The following is a 14,954-nucleotide window of genomic DNA, read 5'->3' as shown; positions in this document are numbered from 1 at the left end:
AAACAATATGGCATTACTTAAGTACGAATCGCAGGTAAGACCACCGATTGTAGAAGGTAGCAAGACCTACCACCAGGTTACGGAGGACATCTGCCGCCCGGTGGAGACGAAGCCCAGCAAGCTGTGGTGGATCGGCTTTATCATTTCCGTGTTCCTGCTGCTCTTCGGCATCGTTTCCGTAACCAAGGAGGTGATGTACGGAACGGGCCAGTGGAACCTGAACCGCACCATCGGCTGGGGTTGGGACATCACCAACTTCGTATGGTGGGTAGGTATCGGTCACGCCGGTACGCTGATCTCCGCGATCCTCCTGCTTTTCCGCCAGGGCTGGCGTACGGGTGTAAACCGCGCCGCCGAGGCCATGACCATCTTCGCCGTAATGTGCGCCGGCCAGTTCCCGATCTGGCACATGGGCCGTGTATGGAACGCCTTCTTTACCCTGCCTTACCCCAACACGCGCGGCCCGCTGTGGGTGAACTTCAACTCGCCGCTGCTGTGGGACGTATTCGCCATCTCGACCTACTTCACCGTATCGCTCCTCTTCTGGTACTCCGGCCTGCTGCCCGACATGGCCACCCTGCGTGACCGTGCCAAGCTGAAGTGGCGCAAGATGTTCTATGGCCTCGCCGCCTTCGGCTGGACCGGCTCCACGAAGCACTGGCAGCGCCACGAGGCCCTGTCGCTCGTACTCGCCGGCCTCTCCACGCCGCTCGTACTTTCGGTACACACCATCGTATCCTTCGACTTCGCCACCTCGGTGATCCCCGGCTGGCACACTACGATCTTCCCGCCCTACTTTGTGGCAGGCGCCATCTTCTCCGGCTTCGCCATGGTGCAGACCCTGCTCCTGGTGACCCGTAAGGTGCTCGGCCTCGAGGAGTACATCACCCTCGAGCACATCGAGGTGATGAACAAGGTGATCGTACTCACCGGCTCCATTGTAGGTATCGCCTACCTCACTGAGCTCTTCATGGCCTGGTACTCGGGCGTGAAGTACGAGTGGTACGCCTTCGAGCAGAACCGCGTAAGCCTCGCCTCTCCCTACGGCTGGAGCTACTGGCTGATGATGGGTTGTAACGTGATCTCCCCCCAGATCTTCTGGTTCCGCAAGATGCGCCGCAACATCCTAGTCACCTTCTTCATGTCGATCATCGTGAACATTGGTATGTGGTTCGAGCGTTTCGTGATCATCGTGACCTCGCTGTACCGCGACTACCTGCCCTCCAGCTGGAGCCCCTACTACACCCCCACCATCTGGGAGATCGGCTTCTACATGGGAACGTTCGGCCTCTTCTTCACCTGCTACTTCCTGTTCTCGAAATACTTCCCTGTTATTGCCATCGCCGAGATCAAGCACATCCTCAAGAAAAGCGGCGACGTGTACAAGGAGAAGATGGAACCGGTGGAAAAGGAATCCGTGGAGCACTTCGCACACGAGCACACGCATCACTAAGAACCCAACCGGCGCCGGCGCTCCACGGCCGGCAACCGGAAACGCAGTTTGGAACACATTAAATAGCAACGCCAACGCCCCCGGGCCGCGGTGGACCAAATAAAAACTATGGCGCTCAAAAAATTCGTTGTCGGCAACTTCTACGACGAGCAGGTACTCTTCCCCGCCGTGAAGGCGGTGCGTAAGGCCGGCTACAAGATCCATGATGTGTATACGCCCTTCCCGATCCACGGCCTGGATACGGCCATGGGCCTCCGCGATACGAGCCTGCACACCGCCGGCTTTATCTACGGCATCACGGGTACCACAACGGCTTTCAGCTTCATCACCTGGACGCTGACCGCCGACTGGCCGCTCAACATCGGTGGCAAGCCCTTCTTCTCGCTGCCCGCGTGGATCCCCATCATGTTCGAGCTGACGGTACTCTTCGCGGCCGTGGGCATGGTACTCACCTTCTGCTACCTGTGCCAGCTGGCTCCCTTCGTGAAGAAGGACCACTTCAACCCGCGTTCCACCGACGACACCTTCACGATGGCCATCGAGCTCAGCGACCGCTCCAACGAGCAGGAGATCATGAGCTTCCTGCAGAGCGCCGGCGCCCAGGGCGTAGAGGTGGTGACCAAGGAAACCGGCTGGTGGATGGGTCGCTACGACAAAGAGCAAAAACTTTACAATAACGAAGTGGCGGTAGCTGGCTGATAAAACAAGGAATGATGAAAAAATTGTTGCTTCTCACCGGATTCATTGCGCTCACCCTCAGCTTCGCTGCCTGCGGGGGCGCCTCTGGCAACGACCCCGGTCGTGCCTATATGCCCGACATGTACTATAGCCGCGCGTATGAGGCCCTCGGCTATAACAATACACCCGAGGACCACGACCTTTCGAAGCGTGGCGCCTACTGGAACGGAATGCCCGTACCCGGCACCATGGCCCGCGGCGACGCCAACCACTTCGAACTCCCGGAAGGCGATAGTGGTTATGCCCGTGCCGCCTCCTTTGTGAGCCTGACGCAGCCCCGCAACGTAACGGCCGCCCAGCTGAAAGAAGCCGAGCGCCTCTACCTGATCAACTGCGGCATCTGCCACGGTTCCAAGCTCGATGGCAACGGTCCCCTCTGGAAGGGTGGCGACGGCCCTTACCCGGCAGCTCCGCGTAACCTCCTCGACGACTACACCAAGAAGCTCTCCGACGCACAGATCTACCACGTGATCACCTACGGCAAGGGCCAGATGGGCGCCTACGCTTCGCAGGTACACCCCGAGCAGCGCTGGTGGATCACCAACTATATCCGCAGCAAGCAGGGCGGGGGCGCTGCCACCGGCACCGACACCACCGCTGCCGCTGCAACGGCCACTACCGGTGCAGCCGCTGGCACCGACACGACCCAAACCCGCTAATCAACCCGAACGACTCTTAATAAAGTATAGCAATGGCAGCCCTCAAAGAGCAATACCTAGTTCCCCAGCGATATAAAACCTTCTCCTTCATTCTGATGGGGGTGGGCCTTCTGTCGCTGGTCCTCCTTTACTTCGCCTATGGCGCCCATGGCGGTGCCGACGCCCATGCGGTACATGACCGCGCCCGCTTCTGGGCCTCCCTGCTTCAGAACAGTGTTTACTTCCTCCTGGTGGTAAATGCCGCCATGTTCTTCATCTGCGCTACCACACTCGCCTGGGGCGGCTGGCAAATGTCCTTCAACCGTGTCACCGAAGCCGTTTCGTCCTGCGTGCCCGTCGTCGGCGTAATCGCTCTTATCGTACTGCTCTCCATTGTAATGGGCGGCGACCACGCCATCTACCACTGGACCGACGCCGAGCACGTAAAGCACGACGAGATCCTGAATGCCAAGAAAGGCTTCCTCAACAAGACCTTCTACATCGTCTGGACCATTATCACCGTTGTGGGCTGGTGGCTCCTCGGCGCGCAGATGCGCAAGCGCTCGCGCTCGATCGATAACGCTCCCCTCAGCCGCGAAGACGGCAAGCGCTATATCTGGAACAACACCGTATGGGCTGCTGCCTACGCGGTACTGTTCGGACTCACCGTGATGTCGTCGATTCCCTGGCTGTGGCTCATGAGCATCAACGCTCACTGGTATTCCACCATGTATAGCTGGTACACCTTCGCTTCTTCCTTCGTAGCCGGTATCGCACTCATCACCCTCTTCGTCATCTACCTGAAGAACAACGGCTACCTGGAGCTGGTGACCCGCGAGCACCTGCACGACCTCGGCAAGTTCATGTTCGCCTTCTCCATCTTCTGGACCTACCTGTGGTACTCCCAGTTCATGCTGATCTGGTATGCCAACATCCCCGAGGAAACGATCTACTTCAAGCCCCGCGTGCACGGACCTTACCGGTTCCTGTTCTTCGCCAACCTGATCATCAACTTCCTGGCACCGCTGCTGATCCTGATGCGGCGCGGCTCCAAGCGGAACTACGGCACCATCACCATGATGGCCGTGCTGATCCTCTTCGGCCACTGGATCGACTTCTACCAGATGGTGATGCCGGGCGTTTCCGAAGACCACGTGCCCAATATGCTCTATGACCTCGGTATCGGCCTCGGCTTCGTCGGACTGATCATGTTTGTGACCTCGCGCTCCCTGAGCCGCGCGCCGCTCTACGCCAAGAACCACCCGTTCCTGAAGGAGAGCATCGTGCACCACACCTAAGCAAAAGGTGCCACAAGGGCACCGTTTCTTAAGTGTTTTATAACCATTGAAAGACGCCGAAAGGCTGAATCTATAACGAAATTTGCACATGCGTTCCGAAAGGGACACCGGTGCCGATGATGACCATTCAAATTGTATAACGATATGTCTATTTCGTGGATTGTAGTAGCTGTCATTTTGGGATTCCTGATCATCTTCCAGATCGCCAAAGCCAGCGAATATGTGTCCATCCTGCGGGGTGAGGAAAAGACCCGGAAAGAGAACAACCGCATCAACGCCTTCCTGCTGCTGGCCTTCCTGATCCTGGGCCTCATCGGGGTGGTGTGGTGCCACGAGGCGCTGAAGGACAAAGTGCTGGGCGAAGCTGCCTCCAACCACGGCGAGCGCATCGACTCGATGCTGATGATCACCCTGTGGATCACCGGCGCCGTATTCGTGCTCACGCAGGTGCTCCTCTTCTGGTTTGCCTACAAGTACCAGGAGAAGGAAGGCCGCAAAGCGTTCTACTACCCGCACAACAACAAGCTCGAGCTGATCTGGACCGTGATCCCCGCGATCACGCTCACCATCCTCGTGGGCTTCGGTCTCTACTACTGGTTCCAGATCACCGGCGAGGCCCCCAAGGGCGCGCAGGAAGTGGAAGTGTGGGGCAAGCAGTTCAACTGGGAGTTCCGCTACCCGGGTAAGGACGGCCAGTTTGGCAAGCGCTATTACAAAGACATCAACGAGGCTACGGCCAACCCCCTCGGTCAGAACTGGAACGACCCTGCCAACCACGATGATATCTATACTACCGGTGAGGTACACGTAGTGGTCAACAAACCCGTCAAGTTCATCATCGGCGCCAAGGACGTGATCCACGACGTGGGCCTAGTACACTTCCGCATGAAGATGGACGCCGTTCCGGGTATCCCCACCACCATGTGGTTTACCCCCAAGTTCACGACCCGCCAGATGAAAGAGAAATACGGTCCTGACTTCAACTACGAGATCTCCTGCGACCAGATGTGCGGCAAGGGCCACTTCTCGATGCGCGGTGTGGTGATCGTGGAAACGCAGGAAGAGTACAACGCCTGGATCGCTACGAAGCAGCCGCAGTACCTCGCCGCCAAAGGCGGTGCCGCACCGGCCGCAGCCCCCGCCGCTCCCGCAGCACAGCCGGGCGGTACCAACATGAAGCCGGTTCAGTCTGCCGACAGTGCCGCCGCGGCCGCCCAGCCCACCGCCATGCTGAACCGCTAACCCTTTGACAACCCATCCAAAAGAGCTTTAAGTTATGAACGAGCATACACACCACAACACGCAATCCGCCGCCGACACACACGGCGCCCTGCATGTGGATCACCATCACGGCAACGGCCACGACCATGGCCACCACAAGGAGACCTTCATCTCGAAGTACATCTTCAGCATGGACCACAAGACCATCGCGAAGCAGTTCCTCATCACGGGTATGCTGTGGGCGATCGTGGGCGGTCTCTTCTCGGTGCTGTTCCGCCTCCAGCTGGCATACCCCGACGAGTCGTTCCCCATCCTGGAGACATTCTTCGGTAACTGGGCCAAGGGCGGTCAGATCCAGCCCGAGTTCTACTACGCGCTCATCACCATGCACGGTACCGTGCTTGTGTTCTTCGTACTGACGGGCGGCCTGTCGGGAACCTTCGCGAACCTGCTCATTCCGCTTCAGGTGGGTGCCCGCGACATGGCTTCGCCGTTCATGAACATGCTGTCGTACTGGTTCTTCTTCATCGCCTCCGTGGTGATGTTCTCCTCCCTGTTCGTACAGACGGGCCCCGCCTCCGGTGGCTGGACCTCGTACCCGCCGCTGTCGGCCCTCGGCCAGGCCTCGGTCGGCTCCAAGATCGGTATGGACCTCTGGATCGTGTCGATGGCGCTGTTCGTGGTGTCGTCGCTGCTCGGTGGTCTTAACTACATCGCTACCATCCTCAACATGCGTACGAAGGGCATGAGCATGACGCGCCTGCCCCTTACCATCTGGGCGCTGTTCTTTACCGCGATCCTCGGTGTACTCTCCTTCCCCGTGCTCTTCTCGGGCTTCATCCTCCTGCTGTTCGACCGTCACCTGGGTACCTCGTTCTACCTCAGCGACATCGTAGTGGCCGGCCAGGTGCTCCCCAACGAAGGCGGCTCGGCGGTCCTCTACCAGCACCTTTTCTGGTTCCTGGGTCACCCCGAAGTATACATCATCATCCTCCCGGCGATGGGTCTCGTATCCGAAGTGATGTCGGTCAATTCGCGCAAGCCCATCTTCGGCTACATGGCGATGGTTGGCTCCATCTTCGCCATCACCATCCTCGCCTTCCTCGTATGGGCGCACCACATGTTCGTGTCGGGCCTCAACCCCTTCCTCGGTGCGTTCTTCGTGCTCCTGACGCTCCTGATCGCCATCCCCTCGGCCATCAAGGTGTTCAACTGGATCACGACGCTGTGGCGCGGCAACCTGCGCTTCACGCCGGGCATGATGTTCTCGATCGGTTTCGTGAGCCTCTTTATCTCGGGTGGTCTTACGGGTATCTGGCTCGGTAACTCCACGCTCGACATCCACCTGCACGACACCTATTTCGTGATCGCGCACTTCCACATCGTGATGGGTGTGTCCGCCTTCTTCGGCATGTTCGCCGGTGTGTACCACTGGTTCCCGAAGATGTTCGGCCGCTACCTCAACAACACGCTGGGCTACATCCACTTCTGGGTGACGCTAGCCGGTGCCTACCTGATCTTCTGGCCGATGCACTACCAGGGCATGGCCGGTGTTCCGCGCCGCTACCTCGACTTCCGCCTGTGGAGCTCGTTCAACCACTTCAACGACCTGAACATCTTCATCACCATCGTGTCGATCATCGTCTTCGCGGTGCAGCTGCTGTTCGTGTTCAACTTCTTCTATTCCATGTTCAAAGGCCGCAAGGTGCGCAGCCTGAACCCCTGGGGTTCTGCTTCGCTCGAGTGGACCACGCCGATCAACCCGGGCCACGGCAACTGGCCGGGCGAGATCCCCGAGGTACACCGCTGGGCCTACGACTACAGCAAAGACGGCCGTGACTTCATCCCGCAAACGGAGCCCCTGGGCCCCAACGAGACGAAGCACTAAGCCGCTGCGCATACTGTGTGATTGATATTGTGGGATCCGATTTAGTTATTTGAAATCGATCGTTTGCAAACCGGAAAGGACGTTTTGATGAATCAGGGAGAGGCGCCGGCGGAAAAGCCGCCCGGCCGGCTCAAGGATTACCTGCAGCTGACGAAGCCATCACTGAACATCATGGTCACTTTCTCGAGCGTGGTCTGCTACCTGATGGCACCCAACGTGGTGGCCTTCGACTGGACGATGATCGCCCTGCTGTTCGTGGGCGGTTTCCTGGTCGTAGGCTCCGCGAATACCATCAACATGGTGGTGGAGAAGGACACCGACGCCGTGATGAAGCGGACAGCCAAGCGGCCGATCGCTTCCGGGCGGATGTCGGCAACCGAAGGATGGGCCTTTGCCATTATCACCGGCTTCGCCGGCGTGGGCATCCTGGCGTACTTCTTCAACTTCCTCTCTGCTGGCATCGCCGCCTTCAGCCTGTTCCTGTATGCCTTCGTGTATACGCCGCTGAAGAAGGTGAACGCGATCTCCGTGTTTGTGGGAGCATTTCCCGGCGCCCTTCCCTGCCTCATCGGCTGGGTGGCGGGTACCGACCGGTTCATGCCCTTCGACACGATTGCGGTGGGAGAGCGGACCTACTCCAACGTGGGCGGCTGGATCCTCTTTGCGATCCAGTTCCTGTGGCAGTTTCCGCATTTCTGGGCCATTGCCTGGGTAGCGCACCGCGATTACTCGAGTGCGGGCTTCAAGCTCCTCCCAAGCGAGAAAGGGCCTACGAAGTTCACGGCGCTGCAGACGATCATCTATTCGCTGGTGCTGATCCCGGTGTGCGCCTTGCCTTATTATACGGGCATGACGGGCACCACGAGCCTCATCATCGTGACGCTGACGAACGCTTTCCTGGTGTTCCAGTGCGTGCGGCTCTATCGCGAGAACGATGCCAAGGCCGCCCGGCGCGTGATGTTCAGCTCCTACCTGCACCTGCCGGTAGTGCTGCTGGCGCTGCTGGCCGACAAGTTGTAAGACAAGGTCCCGCAAGGGATCCATTATAAGAACCGATTGATAAAACGAGAGATGGACATCGTGAGCACGACACAACGACAGAAGATACATCCCCACAAGTTCACCCTCTGGGTGGCCATCGGCAGCATCCTGATGATGTTCGCAGGCCTGACGTCTGCCTACATCGTGAAGCGCAACCAGGCCAACTGGGAAGGGGTGGAGACACCTTCTGCGTTCTGGCTTTCGACGGCGGCGATCGTGCTGAGCAGCATTACGATGCACCTCGCGCTCCGCTCGTTCCGCCAGCGTGCCCTGCAACGCTACCGCCTGCTGCTGGTAGTGACGCTGGTGCTCGGCCTCGCCTTCGTAGCCCTTCAGTATGCCGGCTTCCGCTGGCTCTGGGAGCACGGAGTCCAGTTCCGCGGAGCGGGTGCCGGCCAGTTCCTTTACGTCATCGCCGGCCTGCACGCAGTGCACGTCATCGGCGGCGTGGTGGCCCTGGCAATAGTGTTCCTGAAGGCGTTCTTCGGCCGGAGCAAAAGCTACAACGTGGTGCCGGTAGAAGTGATGGCGACCTACTGGCATTTTGTTGATGTGCTGTGGCTCTACCTGCTGGTGTTCTTTGTGTGGATCGGATAAGGGATAAGTTTGGGGTTTGATGTTTGTGGTTTGAAGTTGCCTGAAGCAACGGGATCCACAGCCAGCGGCCCTTATGAGAAATAAAACCAGGTGCGACGGGAAGAACGTCAAACCTCAAACTTCAAACAGTAAAACTGAAATATGGCTCAATCTGCTGTCGTAACGGGTAAGCAATGGTGGGCGGGCGGACGAAGCCCGTTCAATGTGGAGTATGGCAAACTGATGATGTGGTACTTCCTCATGAGTGACGCCTTCACTTTCGGCGCCTTCCTCATTTCCTATGGTACCATTCGCTTCTCCCAGAACTACTGGCCCGACCCGAACGTGGTGTTCAACGCGATGCCCTTTACCGGCCACGCCAACCTGCCGCTCGCGTTCGTATCGGTAATGACCTTCATCCTCATCATCTCCTCGGTGACGATGGTACTGGCGGTACACGCCGGCCACCACAACGACAAGAAAGGGGTAGAAAAATGGCTTATCTGGACCATCATCGGCGGTTTCGCATTCCTCGGCTGCCAGGCCTGGGAATGGAACCACCTCATCTTCGGTGAGCACCCCGTGCTGATGAACGGCGCCCTCGAAGTGATCGGCCAGACCACCTCCGTTAACCCCTGGGGTCCGTTGGTAGAAGGTCCGGCCCTGCAGCAGGCACTTGCCGCCACGCCGCATGAAGGCCTCGCCAAGCTCGCACACCTCCACAACGAAAGCTTCACCCACGAGCAGCTGCTCGCCATGAGCGACGACAAGCTGCGCGGCATGATCCACCTTGCCGACATGCATGTGCGTGAGGCCGGCCCGGTAGCCTTCGGCGGCTACTTCTACGCCATCACCGGCTTCCACGGCTTCCACGTATTCTCCGGCGTCATCATCAACATCGTGATGCTGCTCATGACCCGCAACAACGTTTTCGAAAAGCGCGGCCACTACCTGATGATCGAGAAGGCTGGTCTCTACTGGCACTTCGTAGACCTCGTATGGGTATTCGTATTCCTTTGCTTCTACCTGATCTAACCCGACCCTTTCCCCGCTTTCACGAACAAAAAAGACACAATGGCACACAACCTGCATAGCAACACGCACAGCCCCGAGATCACCTATCACCACGAGCCTTCGCACGGCACAAGCCGCATCTGGAAAACGACCATCATCCTGTCGGTGCTGACGGTTATCGAGCTCGGCCTCGGCCTGGCCATGTACGCTATGGACATGTCGTCCTTCGTACTGCTGCTGCTCAAAGGCGTCATCTGCATCCTCACGATCGCCAAGGCCTTCTACATCGTCAGCATCTTCATGCACCTCGGCGACGAGATCCGCAACATGATCATGACCATCGTGATGCCGCTGCTCCTCTTCGTTTGGTTCATCGCGGCCTTCCTGTGGGACGGTAACTCCTTCCGCACCCTCCGGAACCGCTACGACAAGTACTACCAGGAGACGACGATGCAGCACGAAATGAAGAAGGCCGACACGACCCGCGCCACCGGCCTGCATTAATTCCGCATGACGTAAATAACGAAGCCGTCGCCTGCATACCTTTGCGGGCGACGGTTTTTTATACCCACCAGGCTCCGTCGATCACCTTTCCGAAAGCCACCAACCTCCTACCGTGAACAAGACCGCCATATACGGGTTGCTCGTTGCCCTCCTCCTGCCGCTTGTGGGCTACTTCATCGTGAAGCAGGCCAGCAAGGACGTAGTGCCGATGCCACGTCATTACATTTACGACTCCGTTTCGTCGCGTACCATTGACGGGAAGCAGGTCAACGATACCCTGTGGCACCGCATCCCGGATTTCAAGCTCACCAACCAGCTCGGGCAGACGGTGACCTGGGAGTCGATGCGGGCCAGGGTCGGTAACACCGACTCGTTCCGGAACAAGGTGGTGGTCGCCAATTTCTTCTTCACGAAGTGTCCCACCATCTGCCCGCGGATGACGATGAACATGAAGCGTCTGCAAGACGGCCTCAGCAGCGGCCAGCGGGTTGGCGACCAGGCGCCGCGCTATGTGCAGCTGCTCTCCTTCTCCGTAGACCCCGAGCGCGACTCGGTGCCCGCACTTAAGGCCTGGGCCGATCGCTATGGTATCGACCCCGACAAATGGTGGCTGCTCACCGGCGATAAAAAAGAGATCTATGACCTTTCGATCAACGATATGAAGGTGCTGGCTGTTGATGGAAAGGGTGTGGACACGAGCTTCCTTCATACCGATATGCTGGTGCTGATCGACAAGAACCGCAACATCCGTGGCTATTACCATGGGCTGGACACGGCGTCCATCGGCCAGCTGTCGCGCGACATCATCCTCGTTTCGCTCGAAAAGGACCCGAAGAAGAAGGGCATCTTCGCCGGCAAGCTGGAACTCATAGCGGTACTCGCATTCGCGCTCATCGCCGGGTTGATGGCCTTTTCGTATTACCTGAAAAAAGACAAACGCTCCCATGGCATTGCTGATCAGCAAAAATGACAAGCGCGCCCGTACGCTTATCCTACTCGTTTCCTTTGTGGTCTTTGCCGCCGTTGTGGTACTGGGCCGCGTCAAGCTCGACATCGACGCCGGCTTCGACGTGCACATCTTCGCGAAGATCAACGCCGTGATCAACTCGCTGGTGGCAGTACTACTGCTCGCGGGCCTCTATACCGCGAAGAACGGCAAGTACGACACGCACCGCCGCATCATGATGGGCGCGATGATCCTGTCCATCTTTTTCCTGGTGTCGTATATCGCGCACCACCTGCTGGCTGGCGAAACGAAGTTCGGCGGCACGGGCACCATCCGGACGGTGTATTATATCATCCTGGCCACGCACATCGTGCTGGCGGCCATTATCCTTCCCTTCATCCTCTTCACGGCCTACCGCGCCCTCATTGGCGAGAATGCCCGCCACCGCAAGCTCGCGAAGATCACCTGGCCCATCTGGTTCTATGTGGCCGTCACGGGCCCGATCGTGTATGCGCTGATCAGTCCGTATTATACGTGAGCGGGTGAAAGATTAACCGGATAAGGTACGACATTGCCGGTTGCCCCTTCACTAACCCACGTTGTCCCCCGTGGTCCCGCTGGTGGCGGGATAGATTCCGCGAAGGGGGCAGCCCTGGCTATTCGATCATGAACCAGCCTCCATGGTTTCTGGCCATGTGGCCTGGGCCCCTCAGTCGCCTTCCGCATCATGCAGTAGATTTTCCCGAACCCTAGGCACACTGCGCCCGCAATGAATTCCAGCCCAGCGAAAACTCCTGCACTGTGAACGCCCCCTTACAAATAGACCAATAGACCTACAGCCTCCGCGCCAGCACCACCGTTTTCTTGAACCGTTGCTTCGTTCCATCCAGCGCGAACAGCTCCGTGAAGATGATATAGACGCCGACCGGGAGCTTTCTACCCGCGTCATCCAGCCCATCCCAACTCCAGGTGCCCTGTGGCCCGAGCAGGCCATTGCGCAGCAAGGCCCTCACGGGCCGCCCGGAGGCGTCGAAGATGCTACAGTTGGCCACATAGCCACCCCGCTCGAGCCGGTAGTCGATAAAGGCAAGATCGTCGTGCCCGTCGTGGTCGGGCGAGAATACCGCGGGACGCACAGTTACGGCGCCTGCCTCTTCGTTTCCTTCCGGAGCGTATTGCGAGTTGCGCGCGGTGGGCGTCCCGTAGCCCGCCGTGCGGGCCGCCGAATGCCAGTTGCCCGCATCCTGCGTAGGGCCCCCGGGCCGGATGCGCTCGAGGGAAACCCCATGCGGATCCTGCACCAGCGCGAAGTGCCAGTCGGGCGCATAGCGTACCTCGTCGAGGATCGTTCCCGCGCTGTTGAGCAGGACGAGCGTGCCGCCTCCGTCGGGTAGCGCCGGCATGCCTTTCAGCTCCAACAGCAGCCCCTCCTGCGCCACGAAGTGACCCCGCTGCACCCCCGCCGCATCCTCGCTGATCACGAGGTGATCGCCGGGGTACAGGGTAAAGGGATCATCCGAGAGCCGCATGGGTGCGCCGAGGCTGCCGGAGGGCGCCCGTGTGGCGAGGTAGAGCTGCCCCGCATCCACCGGCAGGGCGCCCCGGTGCAGGAGCTCCACGAATTCGGCCCCCGCCGGCGTCGGTGCGAAGAGCAGCTCGTTGAAGACCAGGAAGCCCGTATCCGGAAGCACGGGTCGGCCAAAGCGCGTTGTCGCACCTGCCGGCACCGCACCGGTGCAGGTAGCCAGCCCTGTTGCCTGCACGGTGCCTTGCGCTCCCTGCGGCAAGGGTACTGCCAGCCGGCACCAGACCTCCCGGAACAGCGGCGGCCTGCACCCCACCGTAAGCACCTGCACCCCGTTGCTCAACCCATACTGCGCCTGCACCGCCGCTGCGCTGTCGAGGCCATCGCTGAACAACAACACCAGGGTAGCGCTGTCGGCAACATAGCTGCGAAGGAGCTGCGGGAACACTGAGCCCGGCAAGGCTTCTTCTACCGAGTTCCTGCGTGCGGGCGTACCGCCTTCGGGGTTCCGGCTTGCCTTCCAGTTGCCGCGGGTACGACAGGGCTGCGTGGCGTCCACGAGTTCGAGGCTCCATCCGCCTTCCTGCTTGACCGCACTGCCGTAGTCGCTCTTTGTATAGACCAGGGAGTGCACCACTGCGCCGGCAGCGTTAACAAGGCCCAGGGTATCCCCATCATTACCGAGCGCAGGGAAGGATGCGGGTGCAGCCACGCGGCCGAAACGCAGCAAGGAGGCTGCGGCAGCCGGAGCGCACACAATCAGGAAGGAGTCGGGGGCCAGCACCAGGTCGGGAAGGGGGCCGCTCCGGTTGCTTCCTGACGCCAGCTGCCAGCCCCTTAGCGGTACCGGGAACGGCGATCGGTTCCGCAGCTCCACGTACTCTACCGCCGGCAGCGCTTGCGGCGGCGATGGATCGGCCATCACTTCACTGATCACCACGTCGTTGCGCCGGGGCACATACCATACGAAGCTGTCGGTGTCCTGCACGAGCTCATTGCCGGCTTCGTCGCGGATGCGGCGGGCGGTGAGCAGCAGCGTACGTCCCTGCGGCAGGGCGCCGGCGAAGCGGAGGTGCAGGAGCGCTCCGTCGGAAGCATCGCCCGTAGCCGAGAGCGGTGCTCCGACGCCTTCGTTCACGGAGTAGTTTGCGGGATTGCGCGCGCCGGCGGGGTCCACGGGCTCGGAGAAGTAGACGTCTACCAGCGTATCGGCGATCGCCACTACCCGGGCGAGCTCCGGCGGGTCGAGATCGGGCACGTAGGGGGCGATGCGCAGGTCGTCGAAATAGTGTTTCCCAAAGAAAGAGGCCGTGCTCTGGCGCACCGCGATGGCGAACCAGGCGCTACCCGTATACGTGCTGTCGGTAGCCGTCCCTTCCGTAACGAAGGCCCCGCCGTTACTGCGCTGCAGGCGAAACCCGCCGGCGGCGGTACGCAGCACCCGCAGGTGCAGCTCGTTGTCGGGGCGGTCGAGCTGGCCATCGACGCCGTCAATGATCTTGACGGGCGCGCCCGCGTCCTTGCGGTACAGCGCCAGCTCGTCGGCGGCGCCACCGATGCGGACGAAGTAACCACGGTTTGCCGGGTCGTCGGGTTGCGCCGTAGCCGACAGCAGCCAGACATCGACATAGTTCTGCGAAGACGGGTTGAAGGCGAGGCGCAGCCACAGGTCCCACTGAGCGCCTGATGCAAGCGCATTCGGCGCGGCGATCGCGAAGGAACTATTGGGGGTGGTAGCGGCACTCTGCAATTGCCCGTTGCTGTTGACGGTCCAGGCCGCCGGCGTAGCGGTCCAGGCAGTGCCGGAAGTCAGGTCGCCGTCGTTAAAGTCATCGGCCTGCTGTGCCGCCGCGGGCAGTTGCGCCAGGAGCAATAAAGAGAAAAGGATCCGCATGGTGTTGTAAAATTGTCGCGGCCCAGGCCCCCGGACAAAGGAAGAAGACCCGCGCCGGCTGGGATTTTCCGGCCGGACGGTGGGAAAAACACCAGAGGGGATCTCAGATGTGTGATCTCGGATCTGGGATCTATGGCTGACGCATGGGGGGATCACCGATCTGAAATCTGAGATCACACATCCGAGATCTGAGATCAAGGATCAGCGATCCCGTAACT

The 14,954-nt window shown here is 59.8% G+C and carries 13 protein-coding genes; 12 read left to right on the top strand and 1 reads right to left on the bottom strand.

Going from position 1 to position 14,954, the window contains the following annotated elements:
• The first annotated feature begins 7 nt into the window (after positions 1 to 7).
• From nrfD to ABD937_RS21255, 12 genes are all read left to right on the top strand, one after another.
• The gene (nrfD, locus tag ABD937_RS21310; RefSeq protein WP_345257989.1) at positions 8 to 1,453 is read left to right on the top strand and encodes an NrfD/PsrC family molybdoenzyme membrane anchor subunit; all 1,446 of its coding nucleotides are present in this window, start codon (positions 8 to 10) and stop codon (positions 1,451 to 1,453) included.
• Between the two features lie 108 nt (positions 1,454 to 1,561).
• Complete coding sequence (locus tag ABD937_RS21305) at positions 1,562 to 2,152, top strand: DUF3341 domain-containing protein (RefSeq protein ID WP_345257988.1); 591 nt, start codon at positions 1,562 to 1,564, stop codon at positions 2,150 to 2,152.
• Positions 2,153 to 2,166: 14 nt separating this feature from the next.
• The gene (locus ABD937_RS21300; protein ID WP_345257987.1) at positions 2,167 to 2,850 is read left to right on the top strand and encodes a c-type cytochrome; all 684 of its coding nucleotides are present in this window, start codon (positions 2,167 to 2,169) and stop codon (positions 2,848 to 2,850) included.
• A 32-nt stretch (positions 2,851 to 2,882) separates the two neighbouring features.
• Positions 2,883 to 4,127 carry a quinol:cytochrome C oxidoreductase gene (locus ABD937_RS21295; RefSeq protein WP_345257986.1) on the top strand — a complete coding sequence of 415 codons (1,245 nt, stop codon included), beginning with the start codon at positions 2,883 to 2,885 and terminating at the stop codon, positions 4,125 to 4,127.
• Positions 4,128 to 4,271: 144 nt separating this feature from the next.
• Positions 4,272 to 5,369: a cytochrome c oxidase subunit II gene (locus ABD937_RS21290; protein WP_345257985.1), complete on the top strand. Its 1,098-nt coding sequence runs from the start codon at positions 4,272 to 4,274 to the stop codon at positions 5,367 to 5,369.
• A 34-nt stretch (positions 5,370 to 5,403) separates the two neighbouring features.
• Complete coding sequence (locus ABD937_RS21285; RefSeq protein ID WP_345257984.1) at positions 5,404 to 7,236, top strand: cytochrome c oxidase subunit I; 1,833 nt, start codon at positions 5,404 to 5,406, stop codon at positions 7,234 to 7,236.
• Between the two features lie 87 nt (positions 7,237 to 7,323).
• Positions 7,324 to 8,256 carry a heme o synthase gene (gene cyoE / locus ABD937_RS21280; RefSeq protein ID WP_345257982.1) on the top strand — a complete coding sequence of 311 codons (933 nt, stop codon included), beginning with the start codon at positions 7,324 to 7,326 and terminating at the stop codon, positions 8,254 to 8,256.
• 51 nt (positions 8,257 to 8,307) lie between these two features.
• A complete protein-coding gene (locus tag ABD937_RS21275) occupies positions 8,308 to 8,874 on the top strand; it encodes a cytochrome c oxidase subunit 3 (RefSeq protein ID WP_345257981.1) in 567 nt (188 codons plus the stop codon).
• Positions 8,875 to 9,015: 141 nt separating this feature from the next.
• Positions 9,016 to 9,888 (top strand): cytochrome c oxidase subunit 3, encoded by an 873-nt coding sequence (locus ABD937_RS21270; protein ID WP_345257980.1) that lies wholly within the window; start codon positions 9,016 to 9,018, stop codon positions 9,886 to 9,888.
• Between the two features lie 39 nt (positions 9,889 to 9,927).
• On the top strand, positions 9,928 to 10,371 hold the full coding sequence (locus ABD937_RS21265) for a cytochrome C oxidase subunit IV family protein (protein ID WP_345257979.1): 444 nt from the start codon (positions 9,928 to 9,930) through the stop codon (positions 10,369 to 10,371).
• Positions 10,372 to 10,483: 112 nt separating this feature from the next.
• Positions 10,484 to 11,341 (top strand): SCO family protein, encoded by an 858-nt coding sequence (locus ABD937_RS21260; protein ID WP_345257978.1) that lies wholly within the window; start codon positions 10,484 to 10,486, stop codon positions 11,339 to 11,341.
• Positions 11,316 to 11,855, top strand: a complete 540-nt coding sequence (locus ABD937_RS21255; protein WP_345257977.1) for a DUF420 domain-containing protein — start codon at positions 11,316 to 11,318, stop codon at positions 11,853 to 11,855. The genes ABD937_RS21260 and ABD937_RS21255 overlap by 26 nt, the downstream gene beginning before the upstream one ends.
• 295 nt (positions 11,856 to 12,150) lie before the next feature.
• On the opposite strand, the gene ABD937_RS21250 is transcribed toward ABD937_RS21255, so the two are convergent.
• Positions 12,151 to 14,736, bottom strand: a complete 2,586-nt coding sequence (locus ABD937_RS21250; RefSeq protein WP_345257976.1) for a lamin tail domain-containing protein — start codon at positions 14,734 to 14,736, stop codon at positions 12,151 to 12,153.
• Between the last annotated feature and the right edge of the window lie 218 nt (positions 14,737 to 14,954).

The sequence above is a fragment of the Flaviaestuariibacter amylovorans genome, from assembly GCF_039541815.1.
Classification (GTDB): domain Bacteria; phylum Bacteroidota; class Bacteroidia; order Chitinophagales; family Chitinophagaceae; genus Flavisolibacter; species Flavisolibacter amylovorans.
This window is presented reverse-complemented; position numbering and strand designations above follow the sequence as displayed.